Origin of the sequence: Paracoccus sp. (in: a-proteobacteria), assembly GCF_039808215.1 — a bacterium.
In the GTDB taxonomy this organism is placed as follows: Bacteria; Pseudomonadota; Alphaproteobacteria; order Rhodobacterales; family Rhodobacteraceae; genus Paracoccus.
In genome coordinates this window covers 18,965-33,354 of sequence record NZ_JBDHSP010000022.1, presented here as the reverse complement: position 1 = coordinate 33,354, position 14,390 = coordinate 18,965, and the positions used below count along the sequence as shown (strand labels likewise).

The 14,390-nt window shown below is 68.0% G+C and carries 16 protein-coding genes; 2 read left to right on the top strand and 14 right to left on the bottom strand.

The features are described from left to right. From tolB to WMK75_RS09520, 8 genes are all read right to left on the bottom strand, one after another. Positions 1 to 1,284 carry a Tol-Pal system beta propeller repeat protein TolB gene (tolB, locus tag WMK75_RS09555; RefSeq protein WP_347267466.1) on the bottom strand — a complete coding sequence of 428 codons (1,284 nt, stop codon included), beginning with the start codon at positions 1,282 to 1,284 and terminating at the stop codon, positions 1 to 3. A gap of 102 nt (positions 1,285 to 1,386) precedes the next feature. Continuing rightward, entirely contained in the window at positions 1,387 to 2,931 is a 1,545-nt protein-coding gene (locus tag WMK75_RS09550) for a protein TolA (protein WP_347267451.1), read from the bottom strand. Positions 2,932 to 2,935: 4 nt separating this feature from the next. Beyond that, positions 2,936 to 3,400: an ExbD/TolR family protein gene (locus WMK75_RS09545; RefSeq protein WP_347267450.1), complete on the bottom strand. Its 465-nt coding sequence runs from the start codon at positions 3,398 to 3,400 to the stop codon at positions 2,936 to 2,938. Beyond that, positions 3,400 to 4,095 carry a protein TolQ gene (gene tolQ / locus WMK75_RS09540; protein ID WP_347267449.1) on the bottom strand — a complete coding sequence of 232 codons (696 nt, stop codon included), beginning with the start codon at positions 4,093 to 4,095 and terminating at the stop codon, positions 3,400 to 3,402. Before tolQ ends, WMK75_RS09545 begins: the two co-directional genes overlap by 1 nt. Positions 4,096 to 4,185: 90 nt before the next feature. Further along, positions 4,186 to 4,596: a tol-pal system-associated acyl-CoA thioesterase gene (gene ybgC, locus WMK75_RS09535; RefSeq protein ID WP_347267448.1), complete on the bottom strand. Its 411-nt coding sequence runs from the start codon at positions 4,594 to 4,596 to the stop codon at positions 4,186 to 4,188. A gap of 7 nt (positions 4,597 to 4,603) precedes the next feature. Further along, complete coding sequence (locus tag WMK75_RS09530; RefSeq protein ID WP_347267447.1) at positions 4,604 to 5,182, bottom strand: hypothetical protein; 579 nt, start codon at positions 5,180 to 5,182, stop codon at positions 4,604 to 4,606. A gap of 63 nt (positions 5,183 to 5,245) precedes the next feature. Then, positions 5,246 to 5,878 carry a 3-oxoacid CoA-transferase subunit B gene (locus WMK75_RS09525; protein WP_347267446.1) on the bottom strand — a complete coding sequence of 211 codons (633 nt, stop codon included), beginning with the start codon at positions 5,876 to 5,878 and terminating at the stop codon, positions 5,246 to 5,248. Then, positions 5,878 to 6,582: a CoA transferase subunit A gene (locus WMK75_RS09520; protein WP_347267445.1), complete on the bottom strand. Its 705-nt coding sequence runs from the start codon at positions 6,580 to 6,582 to the stop codon at positions 5,878 to 5,880. Before WMK75_RS09520 ends, WMK75_RS09525 begins: the two co-directional genes overlap by 1 nt. A 114-nt stretch (positions 6,583 to 6,696) precedes the next feature. Between WMK75_RS09520 and WMK75_RS09515 the strand changes: the two genes are divergently transcribed. Continuing rightward, positions 6,697 to 7,044 (top strand): DUF488 domain-containing protein, encoded by a 348-nt coding sequence (locus WMK75_RS09515; protein WP_347267444.1) that lies wholly within the window; start codon positions 6,697 to 6,699, stop codon positions 7,042 to 7,044. A 9-nt stretch (positions 7,045 to 7,053) separates the two neighbouring features. On the opposite strand, the gene topA is transcribed toward WMK75_RS09515, so the two are convergent. The 6 genes from topA to WMK75_RS09485 form a co-directional block, all read right to left on the bottom strand. Then, positions 7,054 to 9,660: a type I DNA topoisomerase gene (topA, locus tag WMK75_RS09510; protein WP_347267443.1), complete on the bottom strand. Its 2,607-nt coding sequence runs from the start codon at positions 9,658 to 9,660 to the stop codon at positions 7,054 to 7,056. Positions 9,661 to 9,786: 126 nt separating this feature from the next. After that, positions 9,787 to 10,623, bottom strand: coding sequence for a ferredoxin--NADP reductase (locus WMK75_RS09505; protein ID WP_347267442.1), 837 nt, complete (start codon positions 10,621 to 10,623; stop codon positions 9,787 to 9,789). A gap of 52 nt (positions 10,624 to 10,675) precedes the next feature. Further along, the gene (locus tag WMK75_RS09500) at positions 10,676 to 11,047 is read right to left on the bottom strand and encodes a DUF934 domain-containing protein (protein ID WP_347267441.1); all 372 of its coding nucleotides are present in this window, start codon (positions 11,045 to 11,047) and stop codon (positions 10,676 to 10,678) included. Beyond that, positions 11,044 to 11,775, bottom strand: coding sequence for a phosphoadenylyl-sulfate reductase (locus WMK75_RS09495; RefSeq protein WP_347267440.1), 732 nt, complete (start codon positions 11,773 to 11,775; stop codon positions 11,044 to 11,046). Before WMK75_RS09495 ends, WMK75_RS09500 begins: the two co-directional genes overlap by 4 nt. Beyond that, positions 11,768 to 13,432: a nitrite/sulfite reductase gene (locus tag WMK75_RS09490; RefSeq protein ID WP_347267439.1), complete on the bottom strand. Its 1,665-nt coding sequence runs from the start codon at positions 13,430 to 13,432 to the stop codon at positions 11,768 to 11,770. The genes WMK75_RS09495 and WMK75_RS09490 overlap by 8 nt, the downstream gene beginning before the upstream one ends. Next, positions 13,425 to 13,751, bottom strand: coding sequence for a DUF2849 domain-containing protein (locus WMK75_RS09485; RefSeq protein ID WP_347267438.1), 327 nt, complete (start codon positions 13,749 to 13,751; stop codon positions 13,425 to 13,427). Before WMK75_RS09485 ends, WMK75_RS09490 begins: the two co-directional genes overlap by 8 nt. Before the next feature lie 123 nt (positions 13,752 to 13,874). On the opposite strand from WMK75_RS09485, the gene WMK75_RS09480 reads away from it, so the two are divergent. After that, on the top strand, positions 13,875 to 14,357 hold the full coding sequence (locus WMK75_RS09480; protein WP_347267437.1) for an Lrp/AsnC family transcriptional regulator: 483 nt from the start codon (positions 13,875 to 13,877) through the stop codon (positions 14,355 to 14,357). The last annotated feature ends 33 nt before the right edge of the window (positions 14,358 to 14,390 follow it).

The window sequence follows — 14,390 nt, the reverse complement described above, 5'->3', positions numbered from 1 at the left end:
TCAGGGCAGCAACGGGCCCCAGTCGGGGTCCGAGGCCGCGCCACCAATCTTGACCGGACGCATGTTGCGCCCGGTGATGTCGACCGAATGCAGGAACGGCTGGCCGTTGCCGCCCGGCGTCACCCGGGTGAACATCACAACCCGCCCATTGGGGGCCCAGGACGGGCCTTCGTCAAGAAACGATTCCGTCAGCATTTTCTCTTCCGAACCGTCGGTGCGCATGACGCCGATGTGGAACTTGCCGCCCTGCTGGCGGGTAAAGGCGATCATGTCGCCGCGCGGCGACCAGACCGGGGTGCCGTAACGCCCCTCGCCAAAGCTGATGCGCCGCGGCTCGCCGCCATTCGCGCCCATGATGTAAAGCTGCGGCGTGCCCGAGCGGTCGCTCTCGAACACGATCTGGCTGCCGTCGGGGCTGAAGCTGGGCGAGGTTTCGATCGAGGGGGCACTGGTCAGCGCCCGCTGCGCGCCGCTGGCCGCGTCCATCTGGTAGATGTCGGTATTGCCGCCCTGCTCCAGCGAATAGACGATCCAGCGCCCGTCGGGCGAAAACCGCGGCGAAAAGCTCATCGTGCCCTGGCCGCCCGCGCTCAGCGGCCGCGAGGCGAGGCTGTTCACATCCATCAGCATCGCCTGCGGAAAGCCGCTGGCATAGCTGGTGAAAAGCAGCCGCGAGCCGTCGGGCGAAAAGCGCGGCTTCAGCACCAGCGCGGAATCGTCGGTCATCCAGCGGGTGTTGGCGCCGTCGTAATCCATGATGCCGATGCGCTTGCGGCGCGCGTCCTTGGGGCCGCTTTCCTGGACAAAGGCCACGCGGCTGTCGAAATAGGGCCCCTCGCCGGTCAGTCGGGCATAGATCTGGTCGGCGGCCTTGTGCGCGGCGCGGCGCCAGTTGCCGGTGGCGGCGTCGAACTGCATGCCGTCGCCCAGCGGCTGGCCGGCAAAGACATCGAACAGGCGGAACTTGACGATGACCTTGCCGCCCTCGACACGCACCGCGCCGGTGATCAGCGCCTGGGCGTTGATCGCCTTCCAGTCCTCGTAGGACACCGGCGTCTCGAAGCTTTCGGGCCGGGCGATATGGGCGCTGGCGGGGATCTCGCGAAACAGGCCGGTGCCGGTCAGGTCGGCGGCGATCAGCCCCTGCACCTTGGCCAGATATTCGCCCGCGCCCCCCTCGTCGTGGAAGGCGGCGATGGCAAAGGGCATCGGTTCGATCACCCCGTCGGTGATCTCGATGCGCAGCGGCCCGTCCTGCGCCAGCAGCGGCGCGCCAAGGCCCATGCCCGCCAGCGCGATGACGGAAGTCAGCAGAAGATTACGCAACATGAAACGCCTCTGAAGCTTTGCCTGCACCATATCGGCGCAGGGCGCGGGATGGAATGGTCACTGGATGCGTGCCCCCCCGCCCGGGTTGAAGTCGATGATCGTGACCTTCCAGCGGTCGTATTTCTCGGCCGGCAGCGGATAGCCGTTCTTCTGGCAGCGCAGGATCGCCCGGCGCGCCGCCTCATAGGCCTGTTTCGCCGCCGCGTCCGAGCCGCCGGCATGGTCCACCATGCGCAGCGAACCCGATTCGACCCGGCCATCGGGCGTCATCGAAAACTGCACCGAGACCCTGGTGCGCGACGCCTCGCTCGACAGCGAGCCGATGTTCCAGCAGGCCTCGACAGCGACGCGAAAGCCGTCCTTCTCGCCCTGGCTCAGCGGCGGGCCCTTGGCCGCGGCCCCGCCGCCGCCGGCCGCTCCGGCGCCCTCGTCCTTCTTCTTCGCCTCGGCCAGGGCGGCCTTTTTCGCGGCCTCCTCGGCCTTGCGCTCGGCCTCGGCCCTTTCCCTGGCCTTCTTCTCGGCAGCCGCCTCAGCCGCGGCCTTCTTCGCGGCAGCGGCCTTTTCTGCCTCGACCTTCTCGGCGGCAGCCTTCTTCGCCTCGGCGGCCTTCTTCTCGGCGGCGGCGATGCGCGCTGCCTCAGCCTTCTTCTCTGCGGCCTGCTTCTCTGCGGCCTTCTTCTCTGCGGCCTTCTTCTCGGCGGCCTCGCGTTCTGCGGCGCGTTTCTCGGCGGCCTTTTCCCTGGCCTCTTCCTCGGCTGCCGCGGCGGCAAGGCGGCGGGCACGGCCACGCTCGGCATCGGCCTTGCGCGCCGCCTCGGCCTCGGCGGCACGGGCCGCATCCTCGCGGCGCTCCTCGCGGGCGCGTTCCTCGGCAGCACGCTTCTCGGTGGCACGCTTCTCGGAGGCGCGGCGGGCGGCAGCCTCGGCGACCTTTGCGGCCGCGGCCTGTTCGGCGGCAGCCTCCTTGGCGGCGCGCGCCAGCAACTCGTCGCGCGCGCGCGCGGCCTCGGCGGCGGCGCGGCGGGCCTGCACCGCCTCGGACAGCCCCTCGGGTCGGCCGCGCGGACGCGACGAGGCCACCGGCGCCAGGGCCGAGCGCTCCGGCAGCGGCGCGGGCACCTGCGCCGGGGCGCGCAGCGGCGCGGGGCGGCTGCCGGCCTGCGGCAGCGCCGCCAGATCCACGTCTTGCGCCGGTTCGGCGGGTTTCGGCGCGTCGCTCAGAATCGCCACGGGATGGTCCGGCCGCGCGAAATCCGACAGGTCGGGCCGCGCCTCGGGACGCTCGGCGGGTCGCGACAGCGCCGCCGCCCGCGCCTCGGGCGCCGGCGGGCTGACCGCCTCGGGGGCGCCGGCGCGGTTCTCGTCCGCGGGCGGGCGCGGCTGCGCCGGCGTGGTCGCGGCCTGGTCCGAGACCGGCCCCTGCCCCGCCGCCGCCGCAGCCAGCGACTGGAATTCCGCCTCGGACATGGTGGCGACCTCGGCCATGCGCACCGCCTCGAGCGGCTGCGGCCGAAACAGCGCGCCGCCCAGCAGCGCCGCGCCGATCAGCCCGGCATGGGCCAGGCCCGAGACCCAGTATCCGATGCGATCCGCGCGATCCATGGGATCAGCCCTTTCCGCCCGCATCCATGCGCGGCCCGCCGGCCTCGGTCACCAGCACGATATTGTTGAAGCCCGCGGCATTCAGCGCCCCCATGACCTGCATGATGCGCGCATAGGGGATGGCGCCATCGGCACGCAGATAGATCTTGTCGCTTTGCCGTTCCGCGGCCACGGCGCGCAGGCGGGAGATCAGCTCATCCTCGGGGACCTCGGTGGTCATCACCAGGATCGGCCCCTCCGGGGTGACCGAGACCGCCAGCGGCTCCTCGGGTTCGGCCGGCACCGCCTGCGCCGCGGTCTTGGGCAATTCCAGCGGCACGCCCACGGTCAGAAGCGGCGCCGCCACCATGAAGATGATCAGCAAGACCAGCATCACGTCCACAAAGGGCGTGACGTTGATTTCCGCCATCGGCTGGCTGCGGGCGCGCCCGCGCCCCTTGCGCTCGCGTCGGATCGTCCCGGCCGCCATCACGCGTCGTCCAGCTGGCGCGACAGGATGGTCGAGAATTCGTCGGCGAAGGTCTCGTGATTGCCGGTGATGCGGTCGGCGTCCGCACTGAGCTTGTTGTAGAAGATCACCGCCGGGATCGCCGCCAGCAGGCCCAGCGCCGTCGCCACCAGCGCCTCGGCGATGCCCGGCGCCACCACGGCCAGCGAGGTGTTTTGCGAAATCGCGATCTCCTCGAAGGCGGTCTTGATGCCCCAGACGGTGCCGAACAGCCCGATGAAGGGCGCGGTCGAGCCCACCGTGGCCAGGAACGGCAGCCCGCCGGTCAGGCGGTCGTTCTCGCGGTTGATGGCCACATTCATCGCCCGGTCGATGCGCGCCGTGGCGCCGGCGATCAGGTTGCCATCGTCGCGGTGACTGCGGCGCCATTCGGTCATGCCGGCGGAAAAGATGCGCTCGGCCGGGCCCGAGGGCGTGTCGCCGATCTGGTCATACAGATCGTCCAGCGGTTGGCCGGACCAGAAGGCGCGGTCGAAACGCTCGGCCTCGCGGCGCGCGGCGCCATAGACCAGGAATTTGCGGATGATGATCGCCCAGCCCCAGAACGAGGCCAGGACCAGGATCACCATGACGATCTGCACGGTCAGCGATGCGCGCACAAACAGCGCGATCAGCGAGAAATCGACCGGCTGCCCGGCTCCGGCGAGTTGTTCCATGAATTTATGGCCTGTCCTTTTGGCCGCGCGTTCGCGGCTTGTTCAGCGCCGCTTAACAGAAAGCCCGGGTCGGCCAAAGCCCTGGCCCTGTCAATTCTGCGTCAGATCGCCGCCGCCGGCGCCAAGCCGCGCGGCCAGCGCCGCCGGCAACCGCGCCGGCCGGCCGCGGGCACCCAGGCAGGCCAGGGTCACGCGCGCGCCAAACAGCACCCTGTCCTCGCGCAGCACGCGCTGGTCCAGAACGATGCGCGCCGGACCCAGGGCATGCAGCACCGTCTCGACGTGCACCAGATCGTCGAAACGCGCCGGCGACAGGTAATCCGCCTCAAGCCGGCGCACGACAAAGACCAGCCCGGCGGCCTTCAGCGCATTCTGGTCCACGCCCAGCTCGCGCAGCCATTCCGAACGCGCGCGCTCGATGAATTTCAGATAATTGGCGTAATAGACGATCCCGGCCAGATCGGTGTCCTCGTAATAGATGCGGACGGGAAAGCTGTGCATGGCGGGCTTACTCCGGCCGCGCCAGCCGCGCTGCCAGCCGCAGCGCATGCGAGGCGTCGCGCGCCACCGGGGGCAGCACCGGGTCATAGGCGGCGCGGATCAGCCGCGCCAGTTCCGCCGAGGGCTGCACGTCGCGCGCGAATGTCAGCATGGCGCGCACCGCCAGCAGTTCCGCCAGCTGCCCCGGATGCGCCCGGGCAAGGGCGCCGCCCATGTTGACAAAGCTCAGGCAGGCCCGGATGGCGCCATCGGGGTCAAAGCGGAACAGCCGGTATTGATCCGCCGACCCCGAGGCCAGCCGCTCGGGCAGGCCCGGCTGGCCGGTCAGCAGGTCCAGATCCGGCACGCTGGCAAGCTCGCTCCAGTCACGCAGGAAAAAGCTCATCATGTTGGCGCCCATCTCGGGATCGGTGTCGGTCACGCCAAGCCCGGCATGGCGCGCCACCGCATACGTCGCCTCGCGAAACACCGGCAGGCTTTCATCGGCCAGGCCAAAGATCACCGGCGCCAGCGGCCGCCCCCAGCGCGCGCAAAGATAACGCCCCTCGCGGGTGAACAGGCTCTCGATCTCGGCGTTTCCCAGCATCGGGCAGCCTCTTTCCTGCGCGGCGTTCCTTGGGGGCATGCGGCGAGCCCCCCGATCGCGGAGCTAGCCGACGATGCTGGCCTCGGTCGCGGCGCGCAGGTCAGCCTCGCTGACGCCGGGGGCGAGATCGACGATCTTCAACCCGCCCTCGACCACATCCAGCACCCCGAGGTTCGAGATGATGCGGTTCACCACGCCCTTGCCGGTCAGCGGCAGGGTGCAGGATTTCAGCACCTTCGATTCCCCGTGCTTGTTGGTGTGGTCCATGACCACCACGACGCGGCCGACGCCGGCCACCAGATCCATCGCGCCGCCCATGCCCTTGACCAGCTTGCCCGGGATCATCCAGTTCGCCAGATCGCCGTTCTCGGCCACCTCCATGGCGCCGAGAATCGCCATGGCGATCTTGCCGCCGCGGATCATGGCGAAACTCTCGGAACTGTCGAAATAGGCGGTCTGCGGCAGTTCCGTCACCGTCTGCTTGCCGGCATTGATCAGATCGGCGTCCTCCTCACCCTCATAGGGAAAGGGGCCGATGCCCAGCATGCCGTTTTCCGACTGCAGCGTGACATGCACGCCCTTGGGGATATAGTTCGCCACCAGCGTCGGGATGCCGATGCCGAGGTTCACATACCAGCCGTCCTGCAGTTCCTGCGCGGCCCGCGCCGCCATCTGGTTCCGATCCCAACCGGCCATCACGCGGTCTCCTTCTTGCGGGTGGTGCGCTGCTCGATGCGCTTTTCGTGCCGGCCCTGGATCAGGCGGTGGACATAGATCCCCGGCAGATGGATCGCGTCGGGGTCAAGACTGCCGGTGGGCACGATCTCCTCGACCTCGCAGATGCAGATGCGGCCGCATTTCGCCGCCGGCACGTTGAAATTGCGCGCCGTCTTGCGAAACACCACATTGCCGCTTTCATCGGCCTTCCAGCCCTTGACGATTGACAGGTCGGCGACGATGCCGCGCTCCAGGATATAGGTCTGGCCGTCGAAATCGTGATGCTCCTTGCCCTCGGCGATGACGGTGCCGACACCGGTGCGGGTATAGAACCCCGGAATGCCGGCGCCACCGGCGCGCATGCGCTCGGCCAGAGTGCCCTGCGGGTTGAATTCCAGTTCCAGTTCGCCCGACAGATACTGGCGCATGAATTCGGCATTCTCGCCGACATAGGACGAGATCATCTTGCGGATGCGGCGCTGGTCCAGAAGCTTGCCCAGGCCAAAGCCGTCGACGCCGCAATTGTTGCTGGCGATGCTCAGATCGCGGGTGCCGGCCTTCAGGATGGCGTCGATCAGCAGTTCGGGAATGCCGCAAAGTCCGAAGCCCCCGGCGGCAATCAGCATCCCGTCCCGCAGGACCCCCGCGACTGCCGCATCCGCGTCTGGATAGATCTTCTTCATGCCTTCCTCCACTGGCCTGCCACACCGTTGTGGCCAGTTTCGAAAACCGTGTCAACGCAAGGGGGAACCGTTGCGCGCGCCCGGCGCTTTCCCCTGCAGAGGAGATCACGCGACATGGCTGACATCATGATCAGGCGCGCCTATGAGCCCGCCGCAACGAACGAGGGCTGCCGGGTGCTGGTCGACCGGCTCTGGCCGCGCGGGCTCAGCCGCGAGCGCCTGCAGATGGATCTCTGGCTGAAAGAGATCGCGCCCTCGGACGAGCTGCGCCACTGGTTCGGCCACGAGCCGGCGAAATGGGACGAGTTCCAGCGCCGCTACCGCGCCGAACTGGACGCGAACCCCGGCCCGGTGGCCGAGCTGCGCGCGCTTGCCCAGGCCGGGCGGCTGACGCTGCTCTATGCCGCCCATGACAGCGCGCATAACAACGCCGTGGCGCTGCGCGACTATCTGGGCGGCTAAGCCGCCGCGCTATTCGCCCCCGGCCGGTTTCGCCGCCGTCTTGCGCGCCGCGGGCTTCTTTGCGGCCGGGCTTTTGGCGGTCGCGGCCTTCGCGGTCTTCGCCTTCGCGGTCTTGGCGGCGGCAGGCTTGGCGGCCGCCTTGCGCGCCGGTTTCTTGCCGGACCTGGCGGATTTCTCGGCGATCAGTTCCAGCGCGCGCTCCAGCGTCACCGCGCCGGGCTCCAGGTCGCGCGGCAAGGTGGCATTGACCTTGCCCCATTTGACGTAAGGACCATAGCGCCCGCCCAGTACCTGCACCGCCCCGCCCTCGGGGTGTTCGCCCAGTTCCGCCAGCGCTGCGGCCGGCGCCGCGCGGCCGCGGACCTGCTTGCTGGCCAGAACCTCGACGGCGCGGTTCATGCCGATGCTAAAGACCTCATCGACCTCGGGCAGATTGGCGTATTTCGCCCCATGCTTCACATAGGGGCCATAGCGACCGATGCCGGCCTCGACCGGCACGCCGTCCTCGGGATGCGGGCCGATCGCGCGCGGTAGCGCCAGCAGCGCCAGAGCCCGCTCCAGATCGACCGAGGCCGGGTCCCAGCCCTTGGGGATCGAGGCGCGCGGCGGCTTGGGGTTTTCCACCGTCGCCTCGCCGCGCTGCACATAGGGGCCGAAGCGGCCGTTCTTCAGGCTGATCTCGCAGCCCGCGTCCTCGCCCAGCACCGCGTCACCCACGGCCTCGGCGTCGGCGCCGCTGATCGGCCGGGTAAAGCGGCATTCGGGATAGTTCGCGCAGCCGATGAAGGCGCCGCCCGAACGCGCGGTCTTCAGATGCAGCCGGCCCTTGTGGCAAAGCGGGCATTCGCGCGGGTCCGAGCCGTCGGGCCGCGGCGGATAGAGATGCGGCGCCAGCGCCTCGTCGATCGCCTCCAGCACCTCGCCGATGCGCAATTCGCTGGTGCCCTCCAGCGCCAGGGTGAAATCCTTCCAGAAGCGGCGCAGCACCTCGCGGTAAGCGCGCTCGCCCGAGGAAATGTCGTCCAGCTCCCCCTCGAGGCTCGAGGTGAAGTCATAGCTGACATAGCGTGGAAAGTATTTCTGCAGGAACACGGTGACCAGCCGGCCCTTGTCCTCGGGGATCAGGCGGCCCTGTTCCTTGCGGACGTAATCGCGGTCCTGGATCGTGGTCACGATGCTGGCATAGGTCGAGGGGCGGCCGATGCCCAGCTCCTCCATGCGCTTGACCAGCGTGGCCTCGGTATAGCGCGGCGGGGCCTGGGTGAAATGCTGCTCGGGGGTGACGCCGCGTTTCGCGGCCGCCTCGCCCGGCTGAACGGGCGGCAGGCGGCGGCCGTCCTCGTCCTCGTCATCGTCGCGGCCCTGATCGTAAACCTTCAGGAAACCGTCGAACAGCATCACCTGACCATTGGCGCGCAGACCAACCTGCCCGTCACCCGAGGCGATCTCGACCACGGTGCGCTCCATGCGCGCCGATTCCATCTGGCTGGCGATGGTGCGCTTCCAGATCAGGTCGTACAGTGCCTTCTGGTCCTTGTCCGAGACCGGCAGCCGGTCGGGCGACAGCATCATGTCGGTCGGGCGGATGCATTCATGCGCTTCCTGCGCGTTCTTGGCCTTGTTCTTGTACATGCGCGGGGATTTCGGCAGGTATTGCTCGCCGAAACGCGCCCTGATCGCGTCGCGCGCCGCCATCACCGCCTCGGGGGCCATGTCGATGCCGTCGGTCCGCATATAGGTGATGTGGCCGGCCTCATACAGCCGCTGCGCCGCCGACATGCAGACCTTGGCGCCCAGACCCAGCTTGCGCCCGGCCTCCTGCTGCAGGGTCGAGGTCATGAAGGGTGGCCAGGGGTTGCGGCTGGCGGGCTTGGCGGTGACGCTGGCCACCGACAGATCGCGGCTGGTGATCGCGGCGACGGCCAGCTGCGCCTGCTCTTCGGTGGCGATGTCGAAGCGCTCGAGCTTGCGGCCGCCGAACACCGTCATCGCCGCGTCGAACTCGTCGCCGCGCGGCGTCGCCAGGCGCGCATGCACCGACCAGTATTCGCGGGCGCGGAAGGCCTCGATCTCCATCTCGCGCTCGACCACCAGGCGCAGCACCACCGACTGCACCCGGCCCGCCGACTTGGCGCCGGGCAGCTTGCGCCACAAGACCGGCGACAGCCGGAAGCCCACCAGATAATCCAGCGCGCGCCGCGCCAGATAGGCATCGACCAGCGGCTGGTCGATCTGGCGCGGGCTGGCCATGGCCTCGGTGACGGCATTCCTGGTGATGGCGTTGAAGGTGACGCGGCTGACCTGCGAGCCCTTCTTCAGCGCCGGCGCCAGCGCTTCCAGCAGATGCCAGGAAATCGCCTCGCCCTCGCGGTCGGGGTCGGTCGCCAGAATCAGGTTCGGGTCGGATGCCAGCGCATCCCGGATCGCCTTGACGTGCTTCTTCGACTCGGCGGCGATTTCCCAGGTCATCGCGAAATCGGCGTCCGGATCGACGCTGCCATCCTTGGGCGGCAGGTCGCGCACATGGCCAAAGGACGCCAGAACCGTATAGTCGTCGCCCAGATATTTGTTGATTGTCTTGGCCTTGGCCGGGGACTCGACAACGACGACTGGCATTGCTCTTCCTTCGCGGGTGATTCGGCCCGGGAAAATGGGCGCCCCCCGGCAAAGTGTCAACGCCGTCATGCCGGCGCGAACGGGGATCCGCGGGCAGCCGGGAGCATCGCGCCCCCGGCCACGCAATCAGATGCCGTCGCCCACGAAGGCTTTTTCGACAACGAATTCCTTGGGATCGCTATTGGCGCCCTCGCGCAGGCCAAAGCCCTCCAGCACCGCCTTCACATCGGTGTTGAAGGCCAGGCTGCCGCAGATCATGGCGCGGTCATTGGCCGCATCCATGCCCGGCAGGCCCAGATCGGCAAAGACCTTGCCCGAGGTCATGTTGTCGGTGATCCGCCCCATCAGCGGCGTCTGCTCGCGCGTGGTGGTCGGATAATACAGCAGCCGGCTGGCGAAATCCTCGCCGTAAAGCTCGGAGAGCAGCGGGTCGTGCTTCAGGTTCTCGACCAGCTCGCGGCCATAGGCCAGCTCGTCGGCGGTGCGGCAGGTGTGCATCATGATCACCTGCTCGTAGCGCTCATAGGTCTCGGGGTCGCGCATCAGCGAGGCAAAGGGCGCAAGCCCGGTGCCGGTGGCCAGAAACCACAGGCGCTTGCCCGGCAGCAGTGCGTCCAGCACCAGCGTGCCCACGGGTTTCGGGCGCAGAATGATCTGGTCGCCGGGCTGGATGTTCTGCAGCCGCGAGGTCAGCGGCCCGTCCGGCACCTTGATCGAATAGAATTCCAACTCCTCGTCCCAGTTGGGCGAGGCGATGGAATAGGCACGCAGGATCGGCTTGCCGTTGTCGTCGGGCAGGCCGATCATCACGAATTCGCCCGAGCGAAAGCGCAAGGACGCCGGGCGCGTCACCCGGAACGAGAAAAGCCGGTCCGTCCAGTGCCTGACCGTGGTCACGGTCTGGGCATCTGGCAGGGTCTTGGCGGGTTTGGTGGCGATGTCCACGGCAAAGTCCAGTGTCATGTCGGGGTCCCGGTCTATCTAATGTATCAGGGTTCGGGGTTAAAGTCCGGGGTCAGCCGGCCAGACGCGACCGATGGTCCCAGTCCTGCCAGTCGGCACGAAACAGCCACTGCTCCTGCGGCTGGCGGGTGGCCAGGGCGGCGGGGATGCGGACCTCGTCAAAGCCCACGCGCCGGGCCATGGCATATTGATCAGCGATCAGCGCGCCCACCGCCCGCAGCCGGCCCCTGTAGCCGCGGCTGCGCAGATGCCGGGCCAGCGAAAAGCCGCGCCCGTCGGTCATCGCCGGGAAATGAATCGCCAGCAACTCGTGCTCCAGCAGACCGGCCAGATCCGCCAGCGGCGTGTCGGGGGTCAGGACCACCGGCTCGGCGCCGTCGTCGGGGTGAAAGCCGTCGTCGCGGACAAGGTAGAAATCGCTCATGCATTCGCTCCTGCGCGGACCATGCGCCCGCCGATGAAATGGATGCCGCATTCGGTCTTGGCGCTGCCGCGCCAGCGCCCGGCGCGCGGGTCCTCGCCCGGTTTCACCGGCGAGGTGCAGGGCGCGCAGCCGATCGAGGCATAGCCCCTGGCGACCAGCGGATGGCGCGGCAGGTTGTTTTCCGCCATGTAATCCTGCACGTCCCCTGCCCGCCAATGCGCCAGCGGGTTGATGCGCAGCCGCGCCGGAGGCTCGGATTCAAAGAACTCCAGCGCCTGCCGCGCGCCGCCCTGAAAGCGCTTGCGGCCGGTGATCCAGGCATCGAACCGCGCCAGTTCGCGCTCGAGCGGCACGGTCTTGCGCAGGTCGCAGCAGGCATCGGTGTCGAACTGGTGCAGCGTGCCGTCGGGATCGGTGCGCGCCAGCTCCGCCTCGCTGGCGCGCACCAGGCGCACATCGGTCAGCCGTAGCCGCTCGGCCACCTCGACCTGATAGGCCAGGGTTTCGGCAAACAGCATCTGCGTGTCGATGAACAGCACCGGCGTTCCCGGGGCCACCACCGACACCATATGCAGCAGCACCACCGATTCCGCGCCAAAGGACGATACCAGCGTGGTCGCGCCCAGGTCGGGGTCGCGCAAGGCACGCCGCAGCACCTCGGTCGCGGCATGATGGCGATAGCGGTCGTTCAGCCGCGCCGCTCGGGCATCCAGCGTCTGGTCAAGCATCGGCCGGATACAGCGCCGCCTTGAACGGCGCCACCCCAAGACGGCGATAGGCATCGAGGAAACGCTCGTCGGGCGATTCCCGCAGCTCCAGATAGGCGTCGATCAGCCGGTCGATGGCCGGGACCACCTCTTCGGCCGGAAAACCCGCGCCGGCGCGCTGGCCCAGCGTCGGCACCTCATAGCCGTCGCCCCCAAGCGTGATCTGGTAATTCTCGACCCCGGCCCGATCAAGGCCCAGGATGCCGATATGGCCCAGGTGGTGATGGCCGCAGGCGTTGATGCAGCCCGAGATGCGGATCTTCATCTCGCCGATCTCGTCCTCGAGGTCGCGGGCGCGGAAATGCGCCGCGATATCCTTGGCGATCGGGATCGAGCGCGCCGTGGCCAGCGAGCAATAGTCCATGCCCGGGCAAGAGATGATATCGGTGATCTTGCCGAAATTCGCCGTGGCGAGGCCGGCCTCACGCAGCGCCGCATAGATTTCCGGCAGATCCGCCTTGCGCACATGCGGCAGCACCAGGTTCTGGTCATGGTTCACCCGGATGTCGCCATGCGCCAGCCGCTCGGCCAAATCAGCGACCAGGCGCATCTGACCGGCGCTCATGTCGCCCGGGGTGACGCCCGGCCCCTTCAGCGTGATGACGGCGCTGGCATAGCCGGGGATGCGGTGCGGATGCAGATTGGTGTCGGTCCAGGACCGGAAGGCGCCATTCGCCGCCCGCGCCGCCTCATAGCCGTCCTCGGGCGCCGCAAGGAATTCGGGCGGGGCGAACTCCGCCCGGATGCCGTTCAGGATTTCCTGGTCCAGCCCCGAGAACATGGCGCGGCGGCGGCCGAATTCCTCGTCCACCTCGGCGCGCAGGGTCTCCATGCCGCGTTCGGCCACGGTGAACTTGATGCGCGCCTTCCATTTGTTGTCGCGCCGGCCGGTCAGGTTGTAGACCGACAGGATCGCCTCGAGATAGGGCAGCAGGTCGGCCTGCGGCAGGAATTCGCGGATCACCTGCCCCAGATAGGGCGTGCGCCCCAGCCCGCCGCCGACCCAGACCTGAAAGCCGCGCGCGCCGTCCTGCTCGACGATGCGCAGGCCGATGTCATAGGCGGTGACCGCCGAGCGGTCCTGCTTGCCGGCCGAGATCGAGATCTTGAACTTGCGCGGCAGGAACTGGAATTCCGCATGGTCGGTGGACCAGCGCCGGATCAGTTCGGCCCAGGGGCGCGGATCCTCGACCTCATCGGCGGCGGCGCCGGCGAAGGCGTCGGCATTGACGTTGCGGATGGTATTGCCCGAGGTCTGGATCGAATGGATGCCGACCGAATTCAGTGCATCCATGGAATCGGGGATGTCGACCAGCTTGTGCCAGTGGAACTGGATATTGGTGCGGGTGGTGAAATGGCCGTAGCCATGGTCGAAACGCTCGGCGACATGGCCCAGCATGCGCAGCTTTTCGGGGTTCAGCGCGCCGTAAGGGATCGCCACCCGATACATATAGGCATGCAGTTGCAGATAGACGCCGTTCTTCAGCCGCAGGGGGCGGAACTCCTCCTCGGTCAGGCTGCCGTCCAGACGGCGCTGGACCTGGGCGCGGAACTGCCTGGCACGGTGGCGCAGGTATTCGCGGTGCTCGTCATTGTGCTGGGGACGGGCGTCAAACATGGCGGACCTCGGCGGCTTGCTGGTCTTGCAGGTAGTTGGTCGGGCCGCTGCGGCGGAACCCTTCGCGGAAATGCGCCGGCTCGGGGCGGCCATCGGCGCCACGCCTAGCCTCGACCAGATAGGGGCCGACGACGAGCCCGGCCTGGCCGGTGGCATCGAGCAGCGCCAGATCGGCGATCGCCTCATCCTCGAAGAGCTGCGCCTCGCGCGGGTCGGGCGTCCAGCCGCCATCCCGCAGCCAGACGCAATGACCCATGCGCAGGTCATTCGCGGTAATGACGCCGGGGGTTGCGCTGGAGGGGATGAAGCCCTTGGACATGGCCGGAACCTTTCGTTTTTTCCGCCCCCCTTATAGAACATTTTCCCCCATATTGACGAGTGGGGTGGAAAAATAAGAAACACGTCCTGCAGATAGCGCCAGACAAAAGAACAGGGTTTCAAGATGGGCATATCCCCGCAGACGGCCATCCGGCTGGACGATACCGACCGCAAAATCCTGTCCCTGCTGCAAGAGGACGCGACGCTGTCGCTTGACGACATCGCGGCCCGGGTGGGGGCATCGAAGACCCCGGTGTGGAACCGGATTCGCAAGCTGCGCGAGGCCGGGGTGATCCGCGCGCAGGTCGCGCTGCTCGATCCCGATTCGCTGGGGCTGGATGCCTGTTTCTTTGTGCTGATCCGCACCTCGGAGCACGATCCGGACTGGGCGCGGCGCTTTCTGGCGGCGGTGCGCGCGCGGCCCGAGGTGATCGAGGCGCATCGCCTGGCCGGGGACATCGACTATATCCTGAAGGTGCGGGTCCGGAACGCCCGCGCCTATGACCGGTTCTATCAGGCGCTGATCGCCGAGGTGAAGATCCACAATGTCACCGCGCTTCTGTCCATGGAGGAGCTGAAATCGACGACGGCGCTGCCGCTGGACTGACGCCGCCGGTGGCAGCGCCGCATGAGTATTTGG

Bases quoted from the DNA above. Each gene is read 5' to 3' on its own strand.
- tolQ (WP_347267449.1), bottom strand. From the start codon at position 4,095: ATGGAACAACTCGCCGGAGCCGGGCAGCCGGTCGATTTCTCGCTGATC.
- WMK75_RS09485 (WP_347267438.1), bottom strand. From the start codon at position 13,751: ATGTCCAAGGGCTTCATCCCCTCCAGCGCAACCCCCGGCGTCATTACC.
- ybgC (WP_347267448.1), bottom strand. From the start codon at position 4,596: ATGCACAGCTTTCCCGTCCGCATCTATTACGAGGACACCGATCTGGCC.
- WMK75_RS09495 (WP_347267440.1), bottom strand. From the start codon at position 11,775: ATGCTTGACCAGACGCTGGATGCCCGAGCGGCGCGGCTGAACGACCGC.
- topA (WP_347267443.1), bottom strand. From the start codon at position 9,660: ATGCCAGTCGTCGTTGTCGAGTCCCCGGCCAAGGCCAAGACAATCAAC.
- WMK75_RS09525 (WP_347267446.1), bottom strand. From the start codon at position 5,878: ATGGCCGGTTGGGATCGGAACCAGATGGCGGCGCGGGCCGCGCAGGAA.
- WMK75_RS09530 (WP_347267447.1), bottom strand. From the start codon at position 5,182: ATGCTGGGAAACGCCGAGATCGAGAGCCTGTTCACCCGCGAGGGGCGT.
- WMK75_RS09515 (WP_347267444.1), top strand. From the start codon at position 6,697: ATGGCTGACATCATGATCAGGCGCGCCTATGAGCCCGCCGCAACGAAC.
- tolB (WP_347267466.1), bottom strand. From the start codon at position 1,284: ATGGGCCTTGGCGCGCCGCTGCTGGCGCAGGACGGGCCGCTGCGCATC.
- WMK75_RS09550 (WP_347267451.1), bottom strand. From the start codon at position 2,931: ATGGATCGCGCGGATCGCATCGGATACTGGGTCTCGGGCCTGGCCCAT.
- WMK75_RS09505 (WP_347267442.1), bottom strand. From the start codon at position 10,623: ATGACACTGGACTTTGCCGTGGACATCGCCACCAAACCCGCCAAGACC.
- WMK75_RS09480 (WP_347267437.1), top strand. From the start codon at position 13,875: ATGGGCATATCCCCGCAGACGGCCATCCGGCTGGACGATACCGACCGC.
- WMK75_RS09500 (WP_347267441.1), bottom strand. From the start codon at position 11,047: ATGAGCGATTTCTACCTTGTCCGCGACGACGGCTTTCACCCCGACGAC.
- WMK75_RS09545 (WP_347267450.1), bottom strand. From the start codon at position 3,400: ATGGCGGCCGGGACGATCCGACGCGAGCGCAAGGGGCGCGGGCGCGCC.
- WMK75_RS09520 (WP_347267445.1), bottom strand. From the start codon at position 6,582: ATGAAGAAGATCTATCCAGACGCGGATGCGGCAGTCGCGGGGGTCCTG.
- WMK75_RS09490 (WP_347267439.1), bottom strand. From the start codon at position 13,432: ATGTTTGACGCCCGTCCCCAGCACAATGACGAGCACCGCGAATACCTG.